The sequence below is a fragment of the Amycolatopsis aidingensis genome, assembly GCF_018885265.1.
GTDB lineage: Bacteria > Actinomycetota > Actinomycetes > Mycobacteriales > Pseudonocardiaceae > Amycolatopsis > Amycolatopsis aidingensis.
This window is the reverse complement of record NZ_CP076538.1, coordinates 7,387,336-7,411,749: the sequence shown is the minus strand read 5'-3', so window position 1 is coordinate 7,411,749 and position 24,414 is coordinate 7,387,336. Positions and strand designations below refer to the sequence as shown.

Annotated in this window: 17 protein-coding genes; 7 read left to right on the top strand and 10 right to left on the bottom strand. The window is 72.7% G+C overall.

Translation table 11 applies throughout. The features are described 5' to 3' along the window. Window positions 1–6: 6 nt before the first annotated feature. Window positions 7–2,157, bottom strand: coding sequence for a molybdopterin-dependent oxidoreductase (locus tag KOI47_RS34075; protein WP_216211629.1), 2,151 nt, complete (start codon window positions 2,155–2,157; stop codon window positions 7–9). A gap of 69 nt (window positions 2,158–2,226) precedes the next feature. On the opposite strand from KOI47_RS34075, the gene KOI47_RS34070 reads away from it, so the two are divergent. After that, window positions 2,227–3,291 carry a glycoside hydrolase family 76 protein gene (locus KOI47_RS34070; RefSeq protein ID WP_216211626.1) on the top strand — a complete coding sequence of 355 codons (1,065 nt, stop codon included), beginning with the start codon at window positions 2,227–2,229 and terminating at the stop codon, window positions 3,289–3,291. On the opposite strand, the gene KOI47_RS34065 is transcribed toward KOI47_RS34070, so the two are convergent. Further along, window positions 3,262–4,278, bottom strand: coding sequence for a LacI family DNA-binding transcriptional regulator (locus tag KOI47_RS34065; protein WP_216211624.1), 1,017 nt, complete (start codon window positions 4,276–4,278; stop codon window positions 3,262–3,264). The two genes, KOI47_RS34070 and KOI47_RS34065, sit on opposite strands and share 30 nt — an antisense overlap. A 137-nt stretch (window positions 4,279–4,415) precedes the next feature. Between KOI47_RS34065 and KOI47_RS34060 the strand changes: the two genes are divergently transcribed. Together KOI47_RS34060 and KOI47_RS34055 are read left to right on the top strand one after the other, a co-directional pair. Next, complete coding sequence (locus KOI47_RS34060) at window positions 4,416–5,258, top strand: PfkB family carbohydrate kinase (protein WP_216211621.1); 843 nt, start codon at window positions 4,416–4,418, stop codon at window positions 5,256–5,258. Window position 5,259: 1 nt separating this feature from the next. Beyond that, complete coding sequence (locus KOI47_RS34055) at window positions 5,260–5,895, top strand: nucleoside/nucleotide kinase family protein (protein WP_216211618.1); 636 nt, start codon at window positions 5,260–5,262, stop codon at window positions 5,893–5,895. Between the two features lie 75 nt (window positions 5,896–5,970). Here KOI47_RS34055 and KOI47_RS34050 read toward each other — a convergent pair whose 3' ends face one another. Continuing rightward, window positions 5,971–6,675 (bottom strand): S1 family peptidase, encoded by a 705-nt coding sequence (locus KOI47_RS34050; RefSeq protein ID WP_216211614.1) that lies wholly within the window; start codon window positions 6,673–6,675, stop codon window positions 5,971–5,973. A 283-nt stretch (window positions 6,676–6,958) separates the two neighbouring features. Here KOI47_RS34050 and KOI47_RS34045 point away from each other — a divergent pair, with 283 nt between their 5' ends. Continuing rightward, window positions 6,959–7,705 carry an SDR family oxidoreductase gene (locus tag KOI47_RS34045; protein ID WP_216211612.1) on the top strand — a complete coding sequence of 249 codons (747 nt, stop codon included), beginning with the start codon at window positions 6,959–6,961 and terminating at the stop codon, window positions 7,703–7,705. Between the two features lie 312 nt (window positions 7,706–8,017). After that, window positions 8,018–8,887 (top strand): patatin-like phospholipase family protein, encoded by an 870-nt coding sequence (locus KOI47_RS34040; RefSeq protein ID WP_216211609.1) that lies wholly within the window; start codon window positions 8,018–8,020, stop codon window positions 8,885–8,887. A gap of 79 nt (window positions 8,888–8,966) precedes the next feature. Here KOI47_RS34040 and KOI47_RS34035 read toward each other — a convergent pair whose 3' ends face one another. Both KOI47_RS34035 and KOI47_RS34030 read right to left on the bottom strand, forming a co-directional pair. Next, window positions 8,967–14,084, bottom strand: a complete 5,118-nt coding sequence (locus tag KOI47_RS34035; RefSeq protein WP_216211606.1) for a type I polyketide synthase — start codon at window positions 14,082–14,084, stop codon at window positions 8,967–8,969. 35 nt (window positions 14,085–14,119) lie between these two features. Continuing rightward, window positions 14,120–17,446, bottom strand: a complete 3,327-nt coding sequence (locus KOI47_RS34030) for an AfsR/SARP family transcriptional regulator (protein ID WP_216211603.1) — start codon at window positions 17,444–17,446, stop codon at window positions 14,120–14,122. A 375-nt stretch (window positions 17,447–17,821) separates the two neighbouring features. Between KOI47_RS34030 and KOI47_RS34025 the strand changes: the two genes are divergently transcribed. Further along, window positions 17,822–18,235 carry a VOC family protein gene (locus tag KOI47_RS34025; protein WP_216211600.1) on the top strand — a complete coding sequence of 138 codons (414 nt, stop codon included), beginning with the start codon at window positions 17,822–17,824 and terminating at the stop codon, window positions 18,233–18,235. A gap of 25 nt (window positions 18,236–18,260) precedes the next feature. Here KOI47_RS34025 and KOI47_RS34020 read toward each other — a convergent pair whose 3' ends face one another. Genes KOI47_RS34020 through KOI47_RS34005 form a run of 4 tightly spaced genes read right to left on the bottom strand, consistent with a single transcriptional unit; the run spans window position 18,261 to window position 22,794 of the window. Beyond that, window positions 18,261–18,929 carry a DedA family protein gene (locus tag KOI47_RS34020; protein WP_216211597.1) on the bottom strand — a complete coding sequence of 223 codons (669 nt, stop codon included), beginning with the start codon at window positions 18,927–18,929 and terminating at the stop codon, window positions 18,261–18,263. 27 nt (window positions 18,930–18,956) lie between these two features. Next, a complete protein-coding gene (locus tag KOI47_RS34015) occupies window positions 18,957–19,802 on the bottom strand; it encodes a YceI family protein (protein WP_216211594.1) in 846 nt (281 codons plus the stop codon). Continuing rightward, a complete protein-coding gene (locus KOI47_RS34010; protein WP_216211589.1) occupies window positions 19,799–22,267 on the bottom strand; it encodes an MFS transporter in 2,469 nt (822 codons plus the stop codon). The genes KOI47_RS34015 and KOI47_RS34010 overlap by 4 nt, the downstream gene beginning before the upstream one ends. Then, window positions 22,264–22,794, bottom strand: coding sequence for a MarR family winged helix-turn-helix transcriptional regulator (locus tag KOI47_RS34005; RefSeq protein WP_216211586.1), 531 nt, complete (start codon window positions 22,792–22,794; stop codon window positions 22,264–22,266). The genes KOI47_RS34010 and KOI47_RS34005 overlap by 4 nt, the downstream gene beginning before the upstream one ends. Before the next feature lie 260 nt (window positions 22,795–23,054). On the opposite strand from KOI47_RS34005, the gene KOI47_RS34000 reads away from it, so the two are divergent. Then, on the top strand, window positions 23,055–24,017 hold the full coding sequence (locus tag KOI47_RS34000; RefSeq protein WP_216211583.1) for an ABC transporter substrate-binding protein: 963 nt from the start codon (window positions 23,055–23,057) through the stop codon (window positions 24,015–24,017). Here KOI47_RS34000 and KOI47_RS33995 read toward each other — a convergent pair. Beyond that, a complete protein-coding gene (locus KOI47_RS33995) occupies window positions 24,014–24,307 on the bottom strand; it encodes a hypothetical protein (RefSeq protein ID WP_216211579.1) in 294 nt (97 codons plus the stop codon). The genes KOI47_RS34000 and KOI47_RS33995 overlap by 4 nt on opposite strands. Window positions 24,308–24,414 lie beyond the last annotated feature (107 nt).

Below are 24,414 nucleotides of genomic sequence, written 5' to 3'. Positions count from 1 at the left end.
TGGTGACTAGGCCGGGGCGACTCGCACCGGGATCCCGTTCAGCACCGCGGTACCGGACAACGCGTCCAGCAGCCGCTCGTCGGCGACCAGGTTCGAGTTCACCCCGGCATGTTCGGCGGCGACCCTGGTGCCCACCCCGGCCAGGTCGTGGCCCCAGCCATGCGGAACGCTGACCACGCCGGGCCGGATCTCCTCGGTCACCTCCACCGGCACCCGGATCCGGCCGGTCCGCGCGCTGAGCTCGGCGGTGCCGCCGTCGGTGAGGCCGAGCCTGCCCGCGTCCTCCGGATGCACCTGCACGGTGCACCGGTTGCTGCCGCGCACCAGCGGCTCCAGGTTGTGCATCCAGGAGTTGTTCGAGCTCAGGTGCCTGCGGCCGATGAGCACCATGCCCTGTTCCGGCGCCGCGAGCGTCCCGGCCAGCCGTGGCACATCGGAGGTGATCGCCTCCGGGGCCAGCTCCACCTTGCCACTGGCCGTGCTCAGCACCTCCGGGATGCGCGGCCGCAGCGGCCCGAGGTCGAGCCCGTGCGGTGCGGCCTCCAGGTCGGCCAGGGTGAGCTCGTACGGGCCGCCGCGCAGCATCAGGTCGAGCAGCCGCTCCGGCCCGCTCCGGTCCGCCGCGGCGGCCGGGTCCACCCCGGAGCGCCGGGCGACCTCGGCCGCCATCAGATCGTCCAGCGCCGCGATATCGGCGTCCGGGCCCTGGCCGGTGACGATCCCGGTCAGCCGCAGCAGCGTCTCCCACTCCTGCGGCAGCTCGGCAGGCAGCGCGGCCGGGCTCCAGTTCGCCACATTGCGCACCGCGAGCTGGTAGAGCGCGAGGTCGTAGTGCGGCCGCTCCAGCGGGCTCGGCCCTGGCAGGATCACGTCGGCGTGCCTGCTGGTCTCGTTCAGGTACACATCCAGCGCGACCATGAAGTCCAGCTCGCCGAGCGCCTCGGCCAACCGCCCCGCGTTCGGCGCGCTCAGACAGGGGTTGCCGCATACCGTGATCAGCGCCCGTACCCGCTCCGCGCCCTGGGTGCTGATCTCCTCGGCGAGCGCGGCGACCGGCACCTCACCGAACACCTCGGGCAGCCCGCGCACCCTGGTGTGCCACCGGCCCGCGGCGAACGGCCTGCGGGCCCGCCCGGACGCGTTCGCCTGCCCGGCCGCGGCCAGCGGGAACATCGCCCCGCCCGCGGCGTCCAGGTTCCCGGTGAGCACGTTGAGCACGTCCACCAGCCAGCTGGCCACCGTGCCGAAGGCCTGGGTGGTGGTGCCGATCCGGCCGTACACCACGGCCCGCTCGGCGGCGGCCAGTTCGCGCGCCATCCGGCGGATCTCCCCGGCGGCGATCCCGGTTGCCGGGGCGACCGCCTCCGGGGTGAACGGCCGCGCCAGCTCGCGCACCGCCTCCACCCCGGCGACGTGCTCTGCCAGCCTGCCAAGCGTCACCAGGTCCTCCGCGAACAGCACCTGCACCAGCGCGAACAGCAGCAGCGCGTCGGTGCCGGGGCGGATCGCGTGGTGCTCGTCGGCCGCCTTCGCGGTGCGGGTCCGGCGCGGGTCCACCACCACGATCCGGCCACCGCGCTCGCGGATCCGGCGCAGCCTGCCGCGCGCGTCCGCGGCGGTCATCAGGCTGCCGTTGGAAACCAGCGGGTTCGCGCCCAGCATCAGCAGGTGCTCGGTGCGGTCCAGGTCCGGCACCGGGATGGTGAAGGCGTCCCCGAACAGGTAGCCGCTGGAGTAGTGCTTGGGGATCTGGTCCACCGTGCCCGCGGTGTAGAAGTTCCTGGTACCGAGCGCCTTGTACAGCGCCCGGCCGTACAGGGCAGTGGACAGGTTGTGCACGCTCGGGTTGCCCGCGTAGACGGCGACGGAGTTCGGCCCGTGCTCGGCGCGGATGCCAGGCAGCCGCGCGTCGATCTCGGCGAAGGCCTCGTCCCAGGACACCTCGACAAAACCGCCCGCACGCTTCACCAGCGGCGCCCGTAGCCGGTCCGGATCATGGTGCAGGGCGCCGATCGAGGTGCCCTTCGGGCAGATGAACCCGCCGGAGAACACGTCCTCGGCATCCCCGCGGACCCCGGTGACCTCCCGGCCGTCCATGCTGACCTCCAGCCCGCAGGTGGCCTCGCACAACGGGCATGTCACATGTGCCTTCGTCATCGAACAACCTCCCTATCCGCATAGTAGACATACCGGACGGTATGTGGATAGACGCGGGATGATGGAGAGATGACTTCGGCACAGCGGGCGAGCGCGGCCGAACGGGCGGTGGCGAGCAGGCACCTGCGCCGGGTGTGCGGCCTGCCGGGCACGGTGCTCGGGCGTAGTGCCTGGCCACCCCGGCCCGCCGACCGGCTGCACTGGCACTGGAACTACTGGTGGCAGGCCCACCTGCTGGACTGCCTGGTGGACGCGCAACTGCGCGCGCCGGACTCCGGGCGCGCGCGGCTGATCGCACGGTTCGCCCGCTCGATCCGGCTGCGCAATCTCGGCGGCTGGCTGAACGATTACTACGACGACATCGCCTGGCTGGCGCTCGCCCTGCAGCGGGCGCACGCGGTGACCGGGCTGGAGGTGCGGGTTCCGGTGACCCGGATCCTGGAGCGGTTACGTGCCGGGTGGTCAAGGGACGGCGGCGGCGGGATCTGGTGGCGGCGCGGGGACCGGTTCAAGAACGCGCCGGCCAACGGCCCCGCAGCCATCGCGCATGCCCGCGCCGGGGAAACCGAGCGGGCCCGCGAGCTGCTCGGCTGGATGACCGGCAACCTGGTCGACCCCGCCACCGGGCTGGTCTGGGACGGGTTGCGGGTCGCCGAGCCGGGTCAGGAGGAGGGCGACGAGCTGGTCACCCTCGTCTACACCTACTGCCAGGGTGTCTACCTCGGCGCCTGCCTCGAATTGTCCGATGTGGACTCGGCGGTGCGGACGGTGCGGGCGGTGGCTGCCCACTGCGCGCCCGGCGGGGTGCTGCGCGGCCAGGGCGGCGGGGACGGCGGGCTGTTCGCCGGCATCCTGGCCCGCTACCTCGCGCTGGCCGCCCGCGAGCTGCCGCCGGGGGAGGTGGCGAACACGGCGGCCGGGCTGGTACGCGCCTCGGCACGGGCCTGCTGGCGAAGTGCATCCACAGTGGATGGCCTACCACTTTTCAGTCCGGAGTGGACGGAACAGGCGCCGGATCCCGGCGCGCTGGAAGAACATCCGGCCCGGGACCTCTCCGTCCAGCTCGGCGCCTGGATGCTACTGGAAGCCGCGGCCGCGCTGAACTCAGCAGCCGCAGGAGGCGCGGTGCCGTAACGCGGGCGGCAGCCGGATGGTCTCCGGTGTGCGGTCCGGGTCGGCGATCCGCCCGAGCAGCAGCCGGACCGCCTGCCTGCCGATCTCCTCGACCGGCTGCGCCATCGTGGTCAGCGGGGGATCGACCAGATCGGCCCACTCCGCGTCGTCGTACCCGGCCAGCGCCAGGTCGCTGCCGATCCGCAGCCCGCGCCGCTGTGCCTCGTGCAGCACGCCCACCATCATCGCGTCGTTGGCCACCACCACGGCGGTCGGTGGTTCGGGCAGCGCCAGCAACTCACGCAGCGCCGCGGCGCCACCGTCCCTTGCGGAATGCCCGCAGGCCACCAGGTCCGGGTTCCAGGCCAGCCCGCTGCGGCCCAGCCCCAGCCGGTAGCCCAGGGTGCGCTCCTCGCTGGTGGCCAGGCCGGGAGCGCCGGCGACCAGCCCGATCCGCCGGTGCCCCCTGCTGCCGAGATGCTCGGTCAGCGCCGAGGTGGACTGGATGTTCTCGGCACCGACCTGGTCCACATCGGTGCGGGTGGTGAGCCGGTCCAGCAGGACGGTCGGCATGCCGAGCGACACCAGCTCGCCGATCACCGTGCCGTCGCCGGGCGCCGGGGTGAGCAGCAGGCCGTCCACCCTGCGGGAGCGCAGCGCGCGTACCGTGTCCTGCTCGGTGGTCACCGTGTCGTGGGTGTCGGCGAGCAGTACCGTGTAGTCGGCCGCCGCGGCCTCCCGCTCGATCGCCTGCATCAGCACCGCGAAGTAGGGGTTGGCCAGCAGCGAGATCGCCACTCCGATGGACCGGGTACCACCGGTCACCAGGGAGCGGGCGATCGCGTCCCCGGTGTAGCCGGTCTGCTCGACCGCGGCCAGCACCGCGGCCCTGGTCTCCGGCGCCACTGCCCTGGTCCCGTTGACCACATGCGAGACCGTGGTGATCGAGACGCCTGCCAACTCGGCGATATCGCGCTGGGTGGGTCTGGACGATCTCGAAGGCGGCATCGGTCTCCTCGCGTCGAGGTTGGCGACAGGGGGCGGCCAAGCGTTTGCGCAAACGCTTGCCGGGGAGCGTACCGCTGTCTACCTTCCGGGTCATCCACCTCTCGACCGCAGCGTGCAGGAGCAGGAGGCATGTCGCCATGACCGTACTGCTGGCCGGACTGTGCACGATCGACCTGGTGCAGCGGGTGCGGCGGCTGCCGGAGCCGGGCGAGAAGGTGCAGGCGCTCGAGGTGGACACCGCCGCGGGCGGGCCTGCGACGAACGCCGCGGTGACCGTGGCGGCGCTGGGTGAGCGGGCCCGGTTGCTCACCGTGCTCGGCGCGCACCCGCTGGCCGGGCTGGCCCGCGCCGATCTGGACGCCTGCGGGGTGACCGTGCACGACCTCGCGCCGGAGTTCCCGCACCCGCCCGCGGTCAGCGCCGTCGCGGTGCGCGAGCGGGATGGGGAGCGCACGGTGGTCTCGCACAACGCGGGCACGGCGCCACCGGGGCCGCTTGCGTGGCCCGAGCCCGCCGAGCCGGTGCGCGCGGTGCTGCTGGACGGGCACCATCCGGAGCTGGCGCTGGGGGTGGCCCGCTGGGCCCGCGCCGCGGGGGTGCCGGTGCTGCTGGACGCGGGTAGCTGGAAGCCGGTGCTGACCGAACTGTTGCCGCTGGTGGACATCGCCGCCTGCTCGGCGCACTTCCGCGCCCCCGAGGGCGCGCTGCGTGCGGTTCCCGCGGTGCTCACCACCGCGGGTCCGGAGCCGGTGCGCTGGCGCGCGGGCGGGGCTGAGGGCGAGGTGCCGGTACCTCCGGTGGCCGAGGTCGCCGACACCCTCGGCGCAGGCGATGTCTGGCACGGCGCGCTGGCCGCGCGGGTGGGCGACCGGCTCGCGCTGCCCGAGCTGATCGCCTTCGCGAACGAGGTGGCCGCCGAGCGGGTGCGGCACCGTGGACCACGAAGTTGGGTAGGCCCGATCAGGGCGAGATGGGAGTGACATGACCGCATACGACGACCTGCTGGCCAGGGCGGAGGCACTGGTTGCCAGCGGAAAGCGCTCGGTGCTCGGCATCGTCGGCGCACCGGCCTCCGGCAAGACCACGCTCGCCTGGCGGCTCGCCCGCGCGCTCGGTAACCGGGCCGCGGTGGTCGGGATGGACGGCTTCCATCTCGCGCAGGTCGAGCTGAACCGGCTGCGCCGTGCCGACCGCAAGGGCGCGCCGGACACCTTCGACGCGTATGGCTACGTGCACCTGATCCGCAGGCTGAGCGAGGGCACCGAGCTGGTCTACGCCCCGGAGTTTCGCAGGGAGATCGAGGAGCCGATCGCGAACGCGGTGCCGGTCTCCCCGAAGGTGCCCCTGGTGATCACCGAGGGGAACTACCTGCTGCTGGACACCGAGCCCTGGGACCAGCTGCGCCCGTTGCTGGCCGAGGCCTGGTACCTGGCCCCGGACGAGGACGAACGGCTGGAACGACTGGTCACCCGGCACCGGCACTACGGCCGCTCGCTGGTCGAGGCCAGGCAGCGTGCCCTTGGCTCGGACCAGCGCAACGCCGACCTGATCGCGCCCACCAGGGAACGGGCCGACCTGGTGGTGACGGACATGGAGCTCAAGCAGTTCGCCCTGTGAGGCGGGCGCGATGAAACGGGGCCGCGCACGCCGGTTCGGCGCGCACGGCCCCTTCGGATGGCCGGGATGCGGGTATCAGACGCCCGCGACCTGGCGGATCCAGCTGCGGTAGGCGGCCACCGACGTGTAGTTGGTGACCGTGCTGCGGTTGCTGGTGGAGGCCACGCCGACCTGGGTGCCGCCGTACACGGCCGGGCCACCGGAGTCGCCGCCCGCGGTGATGCCGTTACCGCGGTACAGGTACAGCGCCTGGCCGCCGTAGGCGTCCCGGCTGATGCCGTAGTAGGTGGTGGTGGCGGTCTTCAGCCGCGGGGACTGGCAGCCTGCCTCGTTGCCACGGCAGGTCGCACCCCAGCCGTAGACGTTCACCGTGGCGCCCCGGGTCGGGTTGGAGCTGGCCAGCTGGGCGTAGCTGGCCTGCACCGAGCGGTCCAGCCGGACCAGGGAAAGGTCGGCCGAGTGGTTGTAGTAGTTCGTGGCTGCCGCGTAGGTGCCCTGGGAGGCCACCGGGTTGCCGATCCGGAAGCTCATGCCGGAGCCCACGCAGTGCTTGGCGGTCAGAATCCACTGCGGCGCGATGATGGTCGCGGAGCACGTCTCCCGTCCGTTGCGGTAGAGCCGCGCGGCCGGGCCGTAGTTGCCGTAGGTGCCACCGATGATCGACGGCGAGACGTCGTCGCTCGGTGCCGGAGGTGCCGCGGCGGCGCTCCCCGGGGCCAGCACGGCGGTGGCGGCGGCCAGCGCCATCGCGCTTGCGGTCAGAGCTCGCTTGATTCGCATGGATGTTTTCCTTTGCGTCAAAGACGTGCAGGGGTATGCACGCAGGGGTGTCTTTGCGGCTACGAAATTACATCCCCCCAGGTCGAACCCAAAGTCTTGAATTGTTACGTACCCATATGCTACGTGTTGAAATTAAATTCCTTTATCGTTTGCTTGCATTTTGACAAGAACCGGAACCAGCAGGCAGCGGCTATGACTGTTGAACTTTCAAGGTTTATTGTGAACTGTTAAGGCTGAAATTTCGGCCTGGAGCCGGGTCCCTCCGCGGTGCCACACTGTGGTCATGGCGGGTGTACTAGTGGTTACCGGCGGTAGCCGCGGCATCGGTGCGGCGATCTGCCTGCTGGCCGCGGAGCACGGCTACGACGTAGTGGTCAACTACGTGACCGACGTCGAGGCGGCGAACGCGGTGATGGAGCATGTGCAGGCCTGCGGGCGGCGGGCGCTGGCGGTGCAGGCCGATGTGTCGAACGAGGACGATGTGTACAACCTGTTCGAGACCGCCGCCGCGATCGGCCCGCTGACCCGGCTGGTGAACAACGCGGGTATCACCGGCTTCACCCCTGGCAGGCTGGACGAGCAGCGGGTCTCCTCGGTGCGCAGGGTGCTCGACGTCAACGTGACCGGCGTGTTCCTGTGCGCGCGGGAGGCCGTGCGCCGGATGTCCACCCGCTACGGAGGCGGGGGCGGGGCGATCGTGAACGTGTCCTCCACCGCGGCCCGGCTCGGCTCAGCCGGCGAGTGGGTGCACTACGCCGCCAGCAAGGCGGCGGTGGAGACCATGACCCTCGGCCTTGCCCAGGAGGTGGCAGGCGAGCGGATCCGGGTCAACGCGGTCGCCCCCGGCACGGTGGAGACCGGCCTGCATGCCGGGGCGGGGCTGCCGGATCGGCTGGAACGGCTCGCCCCCTCGATCCCGCTGGGCCGCCCCGCCCGGCCGGAGGAGATCGCCGAGGCCGTGCTCTGGTTGCTGTCCCCTGCGGCGTCCTATGCCACCGGCGCGGTGCTGCCGATCGGCGGCGGCCGCTGACCCTCCCGGAGTTGTCCACAGGAAGCCTGTGTACAACTGCCGAGTTATCCACAGCGTCCACAACACTCGATCGAGGTGCTTGATCGGGCCCAGCCACCGGCCGTCACCCGTACCCCCTGCGGGTGACGACCGGGGCCCGCGCGGGCGCGGCTCGCGCCAGTCGAGTGCAGCACACGCCGCTCACGTCGGCCTTGCAGTGCGCTGACAACTGCCGGTTCCGACTGCGCCGGACGACCGATTGGCACGACAGAAAGTAACTGACAGAATTCGTTTGGTATATGTGTATATCGTCCTGGTGAGGGATCGGCACCGATGGCTGCACCACTGGGTAAGCAACCAATGGGTAAGGCACTCGTGCTCGGCGGGGGCGGGAACACCGGATATGCGTGGCAGTGGGGCATGCTCACCGGCCTGCACGAGGCTGGGGTGGATCTGGCAGGCGCCGACCTGCTGATCGGCACCTCCGCCGGGGCGCTGGCGGCGGCGCATCTCGCCTGCGGGATGGACCTGCGGCGCCAGCTGGAGATCATGCTGTCCCCGCCGCGGCGGACCGACGAGCGCACCACGCCAAGCCAGGCCCCGTTCGCCGAGGCGCTGTCCGCGCTGATCGACAGCGGCAAGCCGGCGGCGGAGATCCGCGCGCGACTGGGCGCGCTGGCGCTGTCCGCAAGGGCCGGGCCGGAGAGCACGCTGCGCGAGATCGTCGCCGACTACCTGCCGGGCACGGGATGGCCGGGCAGGCGGCTGCTGGTCACCGCCGTGGACGCGGCCTCCGGCGCGCTCGCCACCTTCGGCGTGGGCTCGGGCGCCAGCCTGGTGGACGCGGTCGCGGCAAGCTGCGCGCTGCCCGGGGTCTGGTCCCCGGTCACCATCGGCACGCGGCGCTACCTGGACGCCATCATCCGGTCCCCGACCAACGCCGACCTCGCCGCCGGGTACGCGCGGGTCGTGGTGCTCGCGCCGGTGCCGGACATTCGCGGCCTGCCGGGGGCGGGTGTGCAGGAACAGACCGCCCCGGTACGGGCGGCGGGCGAGGTGCTGGTGCTCAGCCCGGACGAGGGCACGCGTGCCGCGCTCGGGCGGGATCCGCGGGACGCCTCCCGCCAGCCGGAAGCGGCGCGCGCGAGCCTAGCCCAGTCCGCCTCCGTGGCGGGGCGCGTGCGTGAGCTCTGGGACTCCTGAACCTGGGTGAACGTGGCTTTCGAGACACTCAGCGTTGTGAACGGCACTTTTGAGACGTTCAACGTCCGGAAAGCCACGTTCAGGGCCCTCCCGCTCGGGTTGGTTCGGCTAGGACGGTTTCGGTCAGCTGGGCCACCGAATGCCCGCCGAGCAGCTGGGTCACCGGCAGGGTCACACCGAGGGCGGCGGTCACCCGGTTGCGCAGCTCGAGTGCGGACAGCGAGCCGAGCCCCATCCGGTGCAGCGGCGTGTCCTGGTCGATCCGTTCCGGGGGCAGTTCCAGCACCGCGGCCAGCTGCCGCACCAGGTAGGCGGTGACCGCGGCCCGGCCCACCGGCCGCTCCGGCTCGCCGGCGGCGGCTGGTTCCGGTCCGGCGGGCACCAGCTCGCGCAACACCGGCAGCCGGGCCTCCGCCGGGTGCGCGGCCCGCACCCTGGCCCAGTCCGCGGTGAAGGCGGCCACCTGCGCCGGTCCCTCCCGCAGCACCCGCTCCAGCAGCGCGAGCCCCTGCTCCGGCGCGAACCCGCTCATCCCCTCCGGCAGCGCGGGCCGGGAGGAGTGCCCGGCCCGCGCCGCCATGCCCACCGAGTGCCACACCCCCCAGTTGACGGTGGTCGCCACCTCGCCACGGGCCCGCCGGTAGTGCGCGAGCGCGTCCAGGAAGGCGTTGCCCGCGGCGTAGCTGCCCATGGCTGGCAGGTGCAGCACCGCGGCCACCGAGGAGAACAGCACGAACTCGGCCAGCTCGGTGCCGGGAAACAGCCGGTGCAGTACCAGCGCACCGGCGATCTTGGCCCGGGTCAGCTCCGGCAACCGGGCCGGGTCGATGGCCTCGGCGAGCGCGAACTCCACCACTCCCGCCGCGTGGAACACCCCGCGCACCGGTGGCCAGCCCCGCCGCCGCAGGCCGGCCAGCAGCGCGCGCATCGCCGGTTCGTCGGCCACGTCCACCCGCGCGTAGTGCACCCGGGCGCCCGCCAGCTCGGGTGCCTGCCCAGCGGAGCGGCCGGTGAGCACCAGGTGCCGGGCGCCGCGCCCGGCCAGCCAGGCCGCCACCCTGCGGCCGATACCGCCCAGCCCGCCGGTGACCAGGTAGCTGCCGCCGGAGGGGCCAGCCGTTTCCGGCGCCCGCTCCGGCGGCCGGTACCGGGCCAGCCGGGCCACGTATCGCTCCGGCCCGCGCAGCGCGAGCTGGTTCTCCTCGCCAGCCGCGCGCAGCTGCCGGTGCAGTGCCGCGGCAGCCGCGGCGGGGGCGCGCTCGTCCAGGTCCACCAGGGTGGGGCGCAGGCAGGGGTGCTCCTGCGCCAGCACCCGCCCGAGCCCCCACAGCGGCGCGGCCAGCGGGGTCCGCACCGGCAAGCCTGCGGGCTGCGCCCCACAGGTCACCAGCCACAACCTGGTGCGCACCCCGCGCAGGGCGCGCACCAGGCGCAGCACCGTGCCGCACCCCAGCTCCAGTGCCTCGGGCACCGGCGAGTCCGCGCGGAGGTCCAGGCAGGCCAGGTACACCACCCCGCGGATCGGGGCGTCCGCGAGCGCTAACCCGGCCGGATCCACTTCCGGCCCGGCCAGCAGGCAGTCCTCGCCCCCGGCCAGCAGGAGCTCCCGCAACCGCTGCCCGACACCCCCGGCATCGGGCAGCACCAGCCAGGTACCCTGCGTCTCCGGCCGCCGCTCCCGCATGCCCCGGGCACGTTCCCAGCGCAGCTCGTACAGCTCGGGCGTACCGGGACGCAGGTACCGAGCGCTGGTCCCGTGCAGTTCCAGTACGCAGTTCCCTGCCTCGTCCAGCACCCGGAGATCGCCGCGCGGGGAGCCGTCCGGCCCGCGCCCGGTCAGCACCGCATGGCTCCACAACCGCTCGCCGAGGCTGCCGTGGATCCGGGCCTCCCTGGTGCCGCCGAGCACCAGCGGGCCGCGCGGCTCGCCTGCCGCGGCGGCCAGTGCCTGCCCGCAGGCGTCCAGCACCGCCGGGTGCAGGTGGAACCCGGCCAGTTCGGCGCGCAGCGACTCCGGGCAGACGACCCTGGCCAGCGCCTCGCCCCGGCCGCACCAGACCTCGGCGACCCCCTGGAACCGCTCCCGCCACTCGTTGCCGCCCGCGCCGATCCGGCGGTACAACCCCGGCCCGGACAACTTCTCCCGGCAGCGAGCCCTGACCTCGGCCGGGGACTCCCCTGCCGGTGGCCGCGCCGCGTCGGCCCGCGCCGTCCCGCTGGCATGGGTGACCCACCCGCCGTCCTGGTTGCTCAGGATCTCCACCCGCCAGCCCGACCCCGGCCGCGGGACCAGCCGGACCCGCAGCAGCGGGGACTCGCCCGCGCGCAGCAGCAGCGCGGTGCGCAGCCGCACCCCGGTGATGGTGATCGCCCGTGCCCCGGTCAGCTCGCGCACCGCGGCCACCGCCAGCTCGCAGTACCCCGAGCCGGGGAACACGATCGCCTCCCGCACCCGGTGGTCGGCGAGGTAGCCGTTGCGTTCCCAGTCCAGCCTGCCCTCCCAGCAGCGCTCCGTGCCCGCGGTGTCGACCGGAGTGCCCAGCAGCGGGTGGCCGGGAGCGGGCCGGGGCTGTGGGGTGATCCAGTACCGCCCGCGGTCCCAGCGGTACGGCGGCAGCGAGACCACCCGGCCGCCGGGGTACACCCGCCGCCACCGGACCGGGCAGCCGCGCACGTGCAGTGCGGCCAGCGAGCCGAGCAGGCCCTCCCGTTCCGGCTCGGTCCGGCGCAGCGAGGGCAGTGCGGTCACCGGCCTGCCCTCGGCCTCCGCGCACTCCGCCACGGCTGGCAGCAGGATCGGGTGCGGGCTGAGCTCGAGGAACACCGTGATCCCTGCGCGCAGCAACCGCCCGGCCCCGTCGCCGAACCGCACCGGCTCGCGCAGGTTGCGCACCCAGTACCCGGCGTCCAGCAGGCCAGCGGGCGGGCCGCCGGGCACGGTGGACTGGAACGTGATCCGCGGTGGCCGGGCGCGCAGCCCGGCCAGCCGCTGCCGCAGCTCGCCGGAAAGCTCGTCCACCTGCGGGCTGTGCGCTGCGAAGGTGACCTCGATCCACCGGCAGGACACCCCGCGTTCGGTGAGCTCGGCTGCGACCTCGGCCAGCGCGGTGCGGTCCCCGGACAGCACGGTGGCCGAGGGCGCGTTGCTCACCGCCACCGCGACCCGCCCGGTGCGCCCGGCGATCGCGGCGGCCGCCGCCTCGGCAGGCAGGGCGACCGACAGCATCCCGCCGCGCCCGGCCAGCCTGGCGGCCAGCGCGCTGCGGCGGCAGATCACCGCCGCCGCCTCGGACACGCCGAGCGCCCCCGCCACGCAGGCCGCCGCGACCTCGCCCATGCTGTGCCCGAGCACCGCATCCGGCTCGATCCCCCAGGAACGCCAGAGTGCGGCCAGGGCCACCTGCACCGCCCACAGGGTCGGCTGCAACACCTGCACCGGGTCCCCCTCGGCCGGACCGTGCAGCCGCTCCAGCACCGACCAGCCGGTCTCGGCGCGGACGGCACGGTCGCACCGGGCCAGCGAGTCCCGGAACACCGGTTCGGTCTCCAGCAGCTCGTGGCCCATGCCTGCCCACTGCGCCCCCTGGCCCGGGAACACGAAGGCAACCCTTGGCGGCGCCGTGGCCTGCCCGGCGACCGTCCCGGGGCCCGGATCCCCGGCGAGGAACCCGCGTAGCCGCGCGGCCAGCTCGCCCGCGGAGTTCCCGAGCACGGCCAGCCGGTGCGGGTGGTGCCCGCGCCGGACCGCGGCGGTGTGGCACAGGTCGGCCAGCGCGAACTCGCCCCGTTCCAGGTACTCCGGGTAGGCGCAGGCCAGCGCGCGCAGCGCCGCCGGGGTGTGCGCGGACAGGGTGAGCACCACTGGCCCCGGCGGCTCCGGCGGGTGCGCTGCCCGCGGTGCCTCGGCCAGCACCAGATGCACGTTCGTGCCGGAGATCCCGAAGGAGCTCACTCCGGCCAGGTGGGGGCGGTCCCGCTCGGGTAGCGGTTCCGCCGTGGTCGGCACGGTCAGCGGCAGTCCGGCCCAGTCGATTGCCGGGTTGGGCTCGTGCAGGTGCAGGCTCGGCGGTATCCGGGCGTGGTGCAGGCAGAGCGCGGCCTTGATCAGCCCGGCGATCCCGGCTGCCGCCTCGGTGTGCCCGAGGTTGGTCTTCACCGAGCCGACCCGCAGCGCCCGCGCCGCAGGCCTGCCAGCGCCGAGCACCTCACCCAGCGCGGCCAGCTCCACCGGGTCGCCAACCGCCGTGCCCGCCCCGTGCGCCTCCACGTAGTCCACCTCGGCCGCGGCCACGCCTGCGTCAAGGTAGGCCGCGCGCAACACCTCCGACTGCCCCGGCGCCGCGGGCCTGCCGAGCGCGCCGCCCCGCCCGCCGTCGTTGTTCAGCGCCCCGCCGAGCAGCACGGCGTACACCCGGTCCCGCGCGGCCAGCGCCGACCGCAGCGGTTTCAGCACCACCAGGCCCACGCCGTCGCCGCGCACGAAACCGTCGGCGGCCGCGTCGGCGAACTTGCACCTGCCGTCGCCCGCGAACAGCCCGTGCCGGGCGAGGCCGAGGAAGTTCTCCTGGGCCAGCAGCAGGTTCACCCCGCCCGCCAGCGCCAGCTCGCACTCGCCGGTGCGCAGGCTCTGCGCCGCCAGTCGCACCGCGACCAGCGAGGAGGAGCAGGCGGTGTCCACCGAGAGGCTCGGGCCACTCAGTTCGAGCAGGTGGGAGAGGTAGCCGGAGAGCATGGCCCGGATGCCGCTCAGCGCCGCCTGTGGTTCGGTGCGCTGCCCCTGCACAGCGCGCTGCTGCAGCTCCCAGTAGTCCGCGACCGACTGCCCGACGAACACCCCGGCCCTTCCGGACAGCCCGGCCTGCCCCCGCGGGCACAGCCCGGCGTCCTCCAGCGCCTCCCACGCGGTCTCCAGTAACAGCCGTTGCTGCGGGTCCATCCGGTGCGCATCCCGCGGCGGGATGCCGAAGAACCCTGGGTCGAACTCCTCGATCCCGGTGAGGAAACCGCCCTTACGTCCGGCCAGCTCGCGCCGTGCCGCCTGATCGAACCCGCCGAGTTCGCGGCGGCGCTGCGGGATCTCGGTCACCGCGTCCTGGCCGGAGCGCAGCAGCCGCCAGAACTCCTGCGGGCCATGCGCCCCTGGGAACCGGCAGCCGATACCGACCACCGCGATCGGGTCGCGTGCGTCACTGGGCACGGGGAACCTCCACGGGCTCGCCCGCTCGTCGCCGGTCAGTCCCCGGCTTCGAGTAGCGAGCGGATTCGGTGAGCTTCGGACGCCCCCAGTTCCGTGCAGATCGCCAGCGCGTCCCGCCAGTGCGATCGGGCGGCGGCCGGATCTCCCTCCCCGTGCCGGATCTCGCCGAGTACGCGCAGCGTGCGGGCCGCGCCGAGCCGGTAGCCGACTTCGTGGTGCGCGGTCAGCGCCTGCCCGGCGTGCTCGGCGGCGCGCGCGTACTCCCGCCTGGCGAGGTAGGTCTCGGCCAGCGTGGTCAGTGCCTGGCCGGTGCACTGCCGGAAGCCGCCCGCGCGGGCCAGCTCCAGCGCCGTGCTCGCGTGCCCGAGTGCCTCCTCGGTTCGCCCCTCCCGCCGGTGCACCTCGGCCAGTACGGTCAGCGCGTCCAGCTCGCCACGGCGGAACCCGGTGGTCCTGGACAGTTCGAGCGCGTCCTCGCCGTGCCGCAGGGCGTCCTCTGGCCGGTCGAGGCAGAGGTAGATCGAGGCAAGGCCATCCAGCGCGTGACACTGCGCCCGGCGATCGGACAGCTCGCGGGCCACCTCGAGCGAGCGCAGGCAGTGGTCCAGGGCCCGCTGGTGGTCCCCGGTGTCCCGGTGCACCACGGCCATGCACTTCAGCACGGAGGCCTCGTTGTACCGGAACCCGGTCTCGGCGTACAGCTCCAGCGCCCTGGTGTCGGCTTCCAGCGCCTCGGGGTAGCGGCCCAGCTCGCCGCACACGTAGCCGTGCAGGTGCACCGAGACCGCCTCGCCGATCCGGGCGCCCGCCTCCCGGTGGATGGCCAGTGCCCGCTCGTTGTACTCCAGTACCTTGGCGAACTCGCCGCGTTCCACGAACACCAGGCACATGGTGTTCAGCGCGACCGCCTCGGCCGAGCGCCTGCCTGCCCGGTGGTAGCCGTCCCTGGCCGCGGTGAAGCAGTCCAGCGCCTCCTCGAACCTGGCGAGCAGCCAGCAGCAGACCCCGCGCAGCTTCAGGATCTCCGCCTCGGCCGCGGGGTCGCGCCCGTCCGCAACCGGGCGGTAGGTCTGGTGTGCCTGCCGGGAGAGGTTCAGCGCCCTGGTGTAGTCACCGAAGTCGAAGTAGGCGTGCGCCAGGCTGTGCAGCATGGCAGCCGCGCCGAGTTCGGCGCCCTGCTCCCTGGCCGCCCGCAGCCCGGTGTTCGCGGCCCGTACCCAGTAGTCCGCGCGCAGCATCCGGCTGTGCAGGTAGCCGTAGAGGGCGTCGACCAGCTGCCAGCTCAGCTCGTGCGGGCCGTGCTCGGCGGCGTCCTCGATGGCGGCGACCAGGTTGGCGCATTCGGTGTCCAGCCAGGCCAGTGCCTGCGCGTTCGCGGTGAACCGCAGCGGGGCGATCCCGGTGCGCGCATCGCTGCCCTGGCCGTCCTGGCCGTCGGCTTCGCCGAGGATCCGGACGAACTCGGGGAACAGCCGCCTGCAGGCGGTGTCCGCGGTGCGCAGGTACAGCTGGAGCAGCCTGCGCAGCGCGGCGTCCAGTTCCGCGCGCGGGTCCTGCGCCGCGGCCTGTTCCCCGGCGTACCGGCGCAGCAGGTCGTGGAAGTGGAACCGGCCGGGGGTCTCCTGCTCCACCAGGTGCGCGGCGGCCAGGGTGTCCAGCAGCCTGGCCGCCTCGCCCACCGGCGCGTCCAGCAGCGCGGCCGCGACCGGCGGGGTGAAGTCCTGCCCCGGCACCAGCCCCAGCAGCCGGAACAGCCGGGCGGCCGCGGGTGCCAGCCGCCGGTAGGAGAGGTCGAAGGAGGCCCGCACCGCGGCCTGCTGGTCGTCCTCGATCGCCAGCCGCTCCAGCCGGTCCCCGCCGGTCAGCTCGGCAAGGTAGGCGGCGATGTCGGGCAGGCCACGGCCGAGAATGTGCGCCGCGGCGATCCGCAGCGCCAGCGGCAGGTGACCGCATAGCCTGGCCAGTTCGGCGGCCGCCTCCGGCTCGGCCCGCACCCGCTGCTCGCCGATGATCCGGCCGAGCAGCGTGCGGGCCTCGTCCGGGGTGAGCACCGGCAGTACCAGCCTGCGCGCGTCCTGTAGGCCGGTCAGCCCGCGCAGGTCGCTGCGGCTGGTGACCACCACGAGGCAACTGCGGGTGCCCGGCAGCAGTGGGCGCACCTGCGCGGCTCCGGCCGCGTTGTCCAGCAGGATCAGCACCCGCTTCCCGGCCAGCAGCGACCGGTACATCGCGGCCTGCTCGTCCTCGTCCAGCGGGATCCGCTGGTTCGGCACGCCGAGGGCGCGCAGGAACCGGACCAGTGCCTCGGCGGGCCGCATCGGTTCGGTGGGCGCGTAGCCGCGCAGGTTGACGTACAGCTGCCCGTCCGGCAGCGCTCCGGCGACCCGATGCGCCCAGTGCAGGGCGAGTGCGGTCTTGCCGACCCCGGCGGTGCCGGCGATGGCCGAGATCACCACGGCGGTGTCCTCGCCCCGCTGGTCCTGGTCGGTCAGCAGCTTGTCCAGCTCTTCCAGGTAGGCCGTGCGGCCGGTGAAGTTCGCGATGTCACCGGGCAGCTGCCGGGGCGGCACCGGCTCGGCAGCCCGCTCCTGTTCCGGTTCGCCCGCCGGGTCCAGCGCGGGGTCGGCGGTGAGGATCCGCTGGTGCAGCCCGCGCAGCGCCTGCCCCGGCCGGATGCCGAGCTCGTCCCCTAGCAGCCGGTAGATGTCCTGGTACGCGGCGAGCGCGTCGGCCTGCCGCCCGCAGCGGTACAGCGCGAGCATGAACTGGCCGCGCAGCCGCTCGCGCAGCGGGTGCGCTGCGATCAGGTTGCGCAGCTCGGACAGCAGCTCGGCGTGCTCGCCGAGCTCGAGCCGGACCTCGGTGTGTTCCTCGACGATATCCATCCGGGTCTCGTCCAGGCTGGCGCCATGGGAACGCGCCACCCCGCCGGACACGCCGGCCAGTGCGGGACCCCGCCACAGCCGCAGGCCGGCCTGGAACTCGCGGGCGGCCTCGGCGGGTTTGCCCGCGGCGGCCGCGGCCCTGGCCCTGCTCACCCGCTCCCGGTACTCCTCGAGGTCGGACTCCCCTGGTTCCAGCCGGAGCAGGTAGCCGGTTGGCTGGGTGACGATCCGGGCATCCGCCCCCGGCTCGGCCGCGGCCAGGGTGCGGCGCAGCCGGGAGATGAGGGTGTGCAGGGCGGCCTGCGCCGAGGCGGGCGGGTGCGCGCCCCAGGTGGCCTCGATCAGCCGTTCCAGCGGCACCACGTGATTGGCCTGCGCGATCAGCGCGGACAGCAGCGCGACCTGCTTCTGCCCGCCGAGTTGCGCGGGCACGCCCTTTCCTCGGACCTCAACGGGGCCCAGGATCCGAAACTCCATCCTCGGCTCCCGGCGACTGGCTGAGCTGCTGGTCCACGGGGAGGCGGACCAGCCGGTGAGTGGTGGATGCCGAATCTAGCGCGAATGCACTCGGCCGGTGTCGAATTCACCGCGTTATCACTGGACTGGACCAGTGCTGACTTATTAACAAAATCATTCGGATTTGACCTGGATGGAGTATTTCTGGAAATAATGGCGTACCCCTGGACGGGTTACTTCAGGTGATACGGTTGCAGCACAACGCGACCCTCCTGGGGTAGTTACCGAGAATTAACCGGTCGCGTGTGACGCTAGTTATCGCCCGCGCGCTTTGATGTGCGGACGCCGGATTCGCCGGGGTGCCGGTACGCAAGCGAGAAGGGACGGCTGGAGCGCATGTCCGAGTTCACGGCTGTGCATCACGTGGCACTCACGGTGACCGATGTGGATCGCAGTGTTCCCTGGTACATGCGGGTACTGGAACTGGCCGAGGTGACCAGGCGGGAGGACCCGGAGACGGGGCTGCGCAAGGTCGTGCTGCATGCGCCGGGCCGGGCGTTCGCGCTGGTGCTGGTGCAACACCCGGACACCGAGCGGCCGGGGTTCGACGAGCGCCGGACCGGCCTGGATCACGTGGCGTTCGAGGTCGGGTCGGCCGCCGAGCTGCGCGCATGGGAGGACCGGCTGGCCGAGTACGGGGTGAGCTTCGAGCCCGGCACGCCCTCGCGCACCGTGCCCGGCTCGGAGGTGGTGGTCTTCCGCGATCCGGACGGTATCCAGCTGGAGATCTGGGCCGGGCCGCGGGACTGAGCGCCGTGCCGGTGCCGGCCGGTGGTCAGGAACCCACGCCCGCCGGGGTCTCCACCGGACGGCGCATCTCCTGCCGGTACCGCCAGATGCCGTAGCCGGTTCCTACCACGAAGAACGCCACGCTGGCCCAGACCAGGGTGGTCTTCAGCCAGGGCAGGATGTCCAGCAGGCCCGCGCCGTAGTAGCCGATCAGGACCAGGGTGGGGACCCAGAGCAACCCGCCGGTGGCGGTGGCGAGCAGGAAGCGCCGCGGGTCCATCCGCGCGGCGCCCGCGATCAGCGGGGCGAGCGTGCGGACCCACGGGATCCAGCGCGCCGCGACGATGGCGAGGAAGCCCCTGCGGTCCAGGAATGACCGCGCCCGGTCCAGGTTGTGCTGGTTCAGCACCTTCCCGCCACGGCGCGCGATGAACCTCGTCCCGGTATGCCTGCCGATGCGGTAACCGACCTGGTTGCCGACGATCGCGACGATCATGGCGCCGAGGGAGAGGCCCCAGGCGTGCCCGTCGGCGCCGTGCTGGGCCAGCACCACACCCGCGGCGAACAGCAGGGAGTCGCCGGGCAGGAACAGGCCCACGATCAGGGCGCACTCGACGAACACGAAGCTGAGCACGATGACCCACACCAGCAGCGGGCCCGCCGTGTCCAGCCAGTCGAGGCCGAAGCCACTGGCCTCGGCTTGTACCACTCTCACGCCCGAAAGCCTACGTGGCGCTCCGTTCTACTGTCCGTGGGTCGCGGACTCCAGTTCGCGGGGGACCTGTTCTCCCTGCACGGCCTGGATGTCCAGCTCGATCCTGATCGTGGTGCCCACCGCGGCCACCCCGGCGCGGACCATCGCGTTGTAGTCGATCGCGAAATCGTTGCGGTGCAGCACCGCGTCGGCGTGGAACGCGGCCCGCACCTGCCCCCACGGGTCCGGGCCGTACCCGCCGTAGCGCAGGTCCAGCTGGATCGGGCGGCACTGGCCGTGCAGGGTCAGCTCGCCGGACATCGTCCAGGTGTCGGTGCCCTCCCGGTGCAACCCGGTGCTGACGAACTCGATCATCGGGAACCGGTCCGCGTCCAGGAAGTCCGGCGAGCGCAGGTGATCGTCACGCTGCCGGACCCCGGTGTCGATCGAGGCCGCCTTGATCTCGGCCCGTACCGTCGACTGCTCCACCGGCCGCCGTACCGAGACCTGCCCGGCAAGGTCGCCGAACCTGGCCTTGATGCTGGCGATGCCGAGGTGCCGCGCGGTGGCCACCACCGAGGAGTGCGCCGGGTCGAGCACCCACGGCCCCGGCGGCGGCAGCTTGACCGCACCCGCCGCCGGGGCGAGCGTGACCTCGCCGAGCGAGCCGGTGCCGTCGGAGCCGATCTGCGCGGTGCGGGCCTGCGGCAGGTACCCGGCCGCCACCAGCACCGCGGTGTAGACCCCCGGCGGCAGCGACCCGGTGGTCGCCACCCCTTCGCCGTCGGCGGGTACCCGGGCGACCTGGCGGCCGTCGCCGTCGGTGACCGTGAGGGTCGCGTTCGGCACCGCCCAGCCCTCCGCCGTGCGCACCCGTGCGCTCAGGCCGCTCATGAATGCTCCGCCAGCTCGTCGATCACTCGCTCGTAGCCCAGCCGGACGTCATGTGCCGCATCGCCGCCGTGCAGGCTGACCTGGCTGGTCGCGGGCGGGTAACCGCTGGCGACCACGGTGTACTCGCCCGGCGGCAGGTCGGTGACCAGGTAGTTGCCCGCCGCGTCGGTACGGGCCACCGCGGCCACCTCGCCGCCGGAGTCCAGCACGGTGATCCGCGCGTCCGGCACCACCCGGTCGCCCTCGGTGCGGGCCACTCCGGACAGCCGGACCGCCGCGGTCAGCTCGAGGTCCTGCCGCAGCACCCCGCTGTCCGGCACGACCAGGGACACCGCCTCCGGCCGCAGCCCGTCCCCGCTGGCCACCAGGGTGTAGGCCCCGGAGTCCACCCCGCGGAAGGCATACCCGCCGCCGGGCTCGGTGCGGCAGGCCCCGGTGACCTCGCCGCGCGCGTCGGTCAGCGTGACCGTGGCACCCACCACCGGCTCCCCTGCGGTCCGGACGATCCCGGCCAGTTCCCCGGAACCGGTGAGGGTGACGTCCAGGGTGGTCACCTCCTCGCCCGCCACCACGCTGGAGGCCTGCGGCTGGTGCCCGTCCGCGGACACGATCAGCACGTAGTTGCCGGGGCCGGGGGTGTCCACCGTGTAGGAACCGTCCGGATGCCCGGTGCCGCGGGAGACCTGCTTACCGTGCTGGTCGATCAGGGTGAGCGCGGCGCCGTCCACCGGCGTGCCGTCCTGCCGCCGGACATGCCCGGTGATCGGCCCGGGCGCCGCCCGGTGCCTGCCGGGGCCTGCCTGCTGCCCGGCCCCGGGGTCGCCGTCCTCGCCGTCGTCCTCGTCCAGCAGTGCCTCCCCGCCTTCCACCGGGGCGGCCGCCGGGGCGCTGTCGGCCAGCGGGATCTCCCGCATGAACAGCAGCACCACGAAGGCCAGCAACGCCACGGCCGAGCCGAGGTAGAACACCGTGCTGATCGAGTCGGTGAAGCCGATGAAGAACGGCTTGGCCTGCTCCACCGGCATGGTGTTGAGGAAGGAGGAGTCCTCCATGATGTTGTTCCCGCCACCGGCGTTCACCGCGGCCGGCGAGACGCCGAGCGAGGCGAAGGCCCTGGCGATGTTGTCGGTCAGCGTGCTGAACAGGATGGAGAGGAACACCGCGACCCCGATGGTCCCGCCCATCTGCCGGAAGAAGGTGGCCGCAGCGGTGGAGACGCCCATGTCCCGGCGCGGGCCCGCGTTCTGCACGGCGATGATCAGGGTCTGCATGCAGCCACCGAGGCCAAGGCCGATGGTCAGCATGAACAGCAGCGGCTGCCAGATCGGGCTGTCCCACTCGACCTGTGCGAACAGCAGCATGCCCGCGGACATCAGCACGGTGCCCACCAGCGGGAACACCTTGTACCGCCCGGTGCGCGCGGTGAGCCTGCCGCAGATCACCGAGCCGGACATGATGCCAAGCATCAGCGGCAGCATCAGCAGCCCGGACTCGGTTGGCGTGTAGCCCTGCACGATCTGCAGGTACTGCGGGATCAGCATGATCGAGCCGAACATGGCCACACCGACGATCACCCCGCCGAGGATGGCCACGCTGAAGGTGGAGTTGCGGAACAGCCGCAGCGGGATCAGCGCGGCGTCCTTCATCCTGGTCTCGGTGAACAGGAACAGCACCAGCCCGATGGCGCCGATGGCGTAGCAGATCAGCGCGCCGCTGGAGGTCCAGCCCCAGTCCCTGCCCTGCTCGGCGATCAGCAGCAGCGGGATCAGGCAGGTCGCCAGGAACAGCCCGCCCCACCAGTCGATCCGGTGGTTCTGCCGCTCGTGCGGCACGTTCAGCACCCTGGCCACCACGAACAGCGCCACCGCGCCGAGCGGGACGTTCACCAGGAACACCCAGCGCCAGCCGTGCAGGGTGAGCAGCGAGTCCATCCCGGCGAAGAAGCCACCGAGCACCGGGCCGAGCACCGTGGAGGTGCCGAACACGGCGAGGAAGTAGGCCTGGTACTTGGCCCGCTGCCGGGGCGGCACCAGGTCGCCGAGGATGGTCAGCGCCAGGGACATCAGGCCGCCAGCGCCGAGTCCCTGCACCGCGCGGAAGGCGGCGAGCTGGTACATCGACTGCGCGAACGCCCCGGCGGCCGAACCGAGCACGAAGATGGTGATCGCGGTGAGGTACAGCGGCTTGCGCCCGTAGATATCGGAGAGCTTGCCGTAGATCGGGGTGGAGATGGTGGCGGTGATCAGGTAGGCCGTGGTGATCCAGGCCTGCAGGCTGAGCCCGTTCAGGTCGTCGGCGATGGTCCGGATCGAGGTGCCGACGATGGTCTGGTCCAGCGCGGCCAGGAACATCCCGGTCATCAGCCCGGACAGGATCACCACGATCTGCCGGTGCGTCAGGTTGGGCGCCGCGGAGTCCCGCTCCGGCGTGGGTTCCGCCGGCTTCTCGGCGACGGAGCTGGTCATTCGTCCCCCTTGTACTGCTGCTCGCCGCTCGCGAGCTGTGGATCGTGCGTCTCGATGCCGTTGTTCAGCCGGTCCAGCAGGGCGTTCAGCGTGACGCGGTCGGCCTCGGGCCAGTCGGCGAGCAGCCACGCCAGCCACTGGGTGCGCTGCCTGCGGTTCTCCTCGAACACGCGCAGGCCCTCTTCGGTGGCGGTGAGCAGGCAGGCCCGGCCGTCCTTCGGGTCGGCGGTGCGCTCCACCAGGCCGTGCTGCACCAGGGCGCTGGTCTGCCTGCTGATCGTGGAGATGTCCGAATGCAGGGCCTCGGCCAGCTGGGATGCCCGCTGCGGGCCGTCGTGCACCAGGGTGAACAGCAGTGCGTACGCGGCCCGCTCGATCCCGTCCGGCCCCTGCTTGGCCACCCGGGACTTGGCCCGGTTGATCAGCCGCATGAACCGGACGACCTGGCGGCCGAGCTCGTCGGCCGTGGCCAGTTCGTCCTCGGTCGCCGCGTAGGCGGGGGCGGAGGTGGTGGCGGGTGGAGTCATCGCTAGGTCTTTCGTGCCGTTTCTGCCGTGTTTGGCCGGACGTGTCTTGTTTGGCTGATACAACTAGTTGCCGAAGACAAGGATGTACCCGGCGAAGTTAGTTGCGCAAGCCAAGTAACCGCCGATGTGGCCGAACACACCGTGTTTGCCACTCCCATCCGTGTGTTTGCCGCCCACGCGCACGCGTTGGCCGTCCACATGCGCGCGTTGGCCGTTCAGCGACGCCCGCCGCCGGGTCCGAACGGAAGGAGAAGCAACGCATGCGCCGGTTCCGCCTACTTCTCGCGATCCCCCTCGTGGCCGCGCTCGCCGGGTGCGGCCTGCTCGGCGGGGACGAACCCGAGCCAGGTCCGGCCGACAGCGGCCTCGAACGGCCGTCGATCACGGTCGCCGTGCTGCCCTCGATGGACACCCTGCCGGTCTTCCTTGCCAGCGAACGCGGCTACTTCGCCGAGGCGGGGCTGGAGGTGACCACGCAGTTGACCCGCAGCGGGGCGGACGCGGTGACCAAGCTGATCGGCGGCGATATGGACATCGCCTTCTCCAGCTACCCCGCGTTCCTGCTGCCGCAGGCGCGGGAGGTCGCGGACCTGCGGTTGGTCGCGGTGGTCACCGAGCTCGCTCCGGGCAACGCCGCGATCGTGGCCGGACCGGGCTCCGCGGTCCGGGACGCCGGAGACCTGGCAGGCAAGCGGGTGGCCATCACCGCGCGGAACACGCTGTCGCACCTGCTCGCCGCCCAGGCGGCCGAGCGTGGCGTGGACCCTGGCGGTATCGAGTGGATCGAGCTGCCGTTCCCGGACACCCCTGCCGCGCTGAGCCGGGGCGAGGTGGACGCCGCCTTCCTCACCGAGCCGTTCCTCACCCAGGCCACGACCGAGCACGAGGTGCGGCCGATCCACGACTGCGCCACCGGCTCCACCGCGGCGCTGCCGGTGGGTGGCTTCGCCGCGACCGCCGAGTTCGCCGCCGCCAACCCGCGCACGGTGGCGGCCTTCCGGCAGGCACTGGACCGGGCGACGAAGGAGGCCGCCGCCGACCACGGCGTGGTCCGGCCGTTGCTGACGGAGGTCGGCAAGGTGGAACCGGCGATCGCGGGGCAGGTGAGCTGGACCAGCTTCACGACCGCCCTGGAGCCGGACCGCATCCAGCGGGTGGCCGACCTGATGGTCGAGCGGGAGGCGCTGGACACGCCGCTGGACGTGGCGACCATGATCGGTTAGCGCCGGGTCCACCGCATCCGGATCGAGCCGAGCAACCTGCCATCCCCGGAGGCCGACGCGCCCGTCCGCCACACCCCGACCACCCAGGTGCCGGACCGGGCGCGCACCCTGGCGAGGTAGTCCTCGGCGCAGGCCCGGGTGTAGTGCACGAACCACTCCTGCTGCCGTTCCGGGCGGTGGCAGAACGTCCAGCCCTGGTCCTCGAACACCTCGACGTACTCCAGCACGCAGTGGCCCTTCCGCAGCTCGCGCCGGTACTCCATCCGGTGCCAGTAATCCCAGGTCGGCATGAGGCGTAAGGGTGCGGGCGGAGAACAGCGCGGGAGACCGCGTTGCGGAATTCCGGTTTGGACCTTCCGAGCGGATGATTACGACACCGCGTATCGGGAGGTAAGCC

What these genes read in the sequence shown, in the direction of transcription:
- KOI47_RS34045 (WP_216211612.1), top strand. Translation starts at nt 6,959, where the DNA reads ATGGCGGGTGTACTAGTGGTTACCGGCGGTAGCCGCGGCATCGGTGCG.
- KOI47_RS34075 (WP_216211629.1), bottom strand. Translation starts at nt 2,157, where the DNA reads ATGACGAAGGCACATGTGACATGCCCGTTGTGCGAGGCCACCTGCGGG.
- KOI47_RS34070 (WP_216211626.1), top strand. Translation starts at nt 2,227, where the DNA reads ATGACTTCGGCACAGCGGGCGAGCGCGGCCGAACGGGCGGTGGCGAGC.
- KOI47_RS34010 (WP_216211589.1), bottom strand. Translation starts at nt 22,267, where the DNA reads ATGACCAGCTCCGTCGCCGAGAAGCCGGCGGAACCCACGCCGGAGCGG.
- KOI47_RS34030 (WP_216211603.1), bottom strand. Translation starts at nt 17,446, where the DNA reads ATGGAGTTTCGGATCCTGGGCCCCGTTGAGGTCCGAGGAAAGGGCGTG.
- KOI47_RS33995 (WP_216211579.1), bottom strand. Translation starts at nt 24,307, where the DNA reads ATGCCGACCTGGGATTACTGGCACCGGATGGAGTACCGGCGCGAGCTG.
- KOI47_RS34025 (WP_216211600.1), top strand. Translation starts at nt 17,822, where the DNA reads ATGTCCGAGTTCACGGCTGTGCATCACGTGGCACTCACGGTGACCGAT.
- KOI47_RS34055 (WP_216211618.1), top strand. Translation starts at nt 5,260, where the DNA reads ATGACCGCATACGACGACCTGCTGGCCAGGGCGGAGGCACTGGTTGCC.
- KOI47_RS34000 (WP_216211583.1), top strand. Translation starts at nt 23,055, where the DNA reads ATGCGCCGGTTCCGCCTACTTCTCGCGATCCCCCTCGTGGCCGCGCTC.
- KOI47_RS34040 (WP_216211609.1), top strand. Translation starts at nt 8,018, where the DNA reads ATGGCTGCACCACTGGGTAAGCAACCAATGGGTAAGGCACTCGTGCTC.
- KOI47_RS34005 (WP_216211586.1), bottom strand. Translation starts at nt 22,794, where the DNA reads ATGACTCCACCCGCCACCACCTCCGCCCCCGCCTACGCGGCGACCGAG.
- KOI47_RS34015 (WP_216211594.1), bottom strand. Translation starts at nt 19,802, where the DNA reads ATGAGCGGCCTGAGCGCACGGGTGCGCACGGCGGAGGGCTGGGCGGTG.
- KOI47_RS34065 (WP_216211624.1), bottom strand. Translation starts at nt 4,278, where the DNA reads ATGCCGCCTTCGAGATCGTCCAGACCCACCCAGCGCGATATCGCCGAG.
- KOI47_RS34050 (WP_216211614.1), bottom strand. Translation starts at nt 6,675, where the DNA reads ATGCGAATCAAGCGAGCTCTGACCGCAAGCGCGATGGCGCTGGCCGCC.
- KOI47_RS34060 (WP_216211621.1), top strand. Translation starts at nt 4,416, where the DNA reads ATGACCGTACTGCTGGCCGGACTGTGCACGATCGACCTGGTGCAGCGG.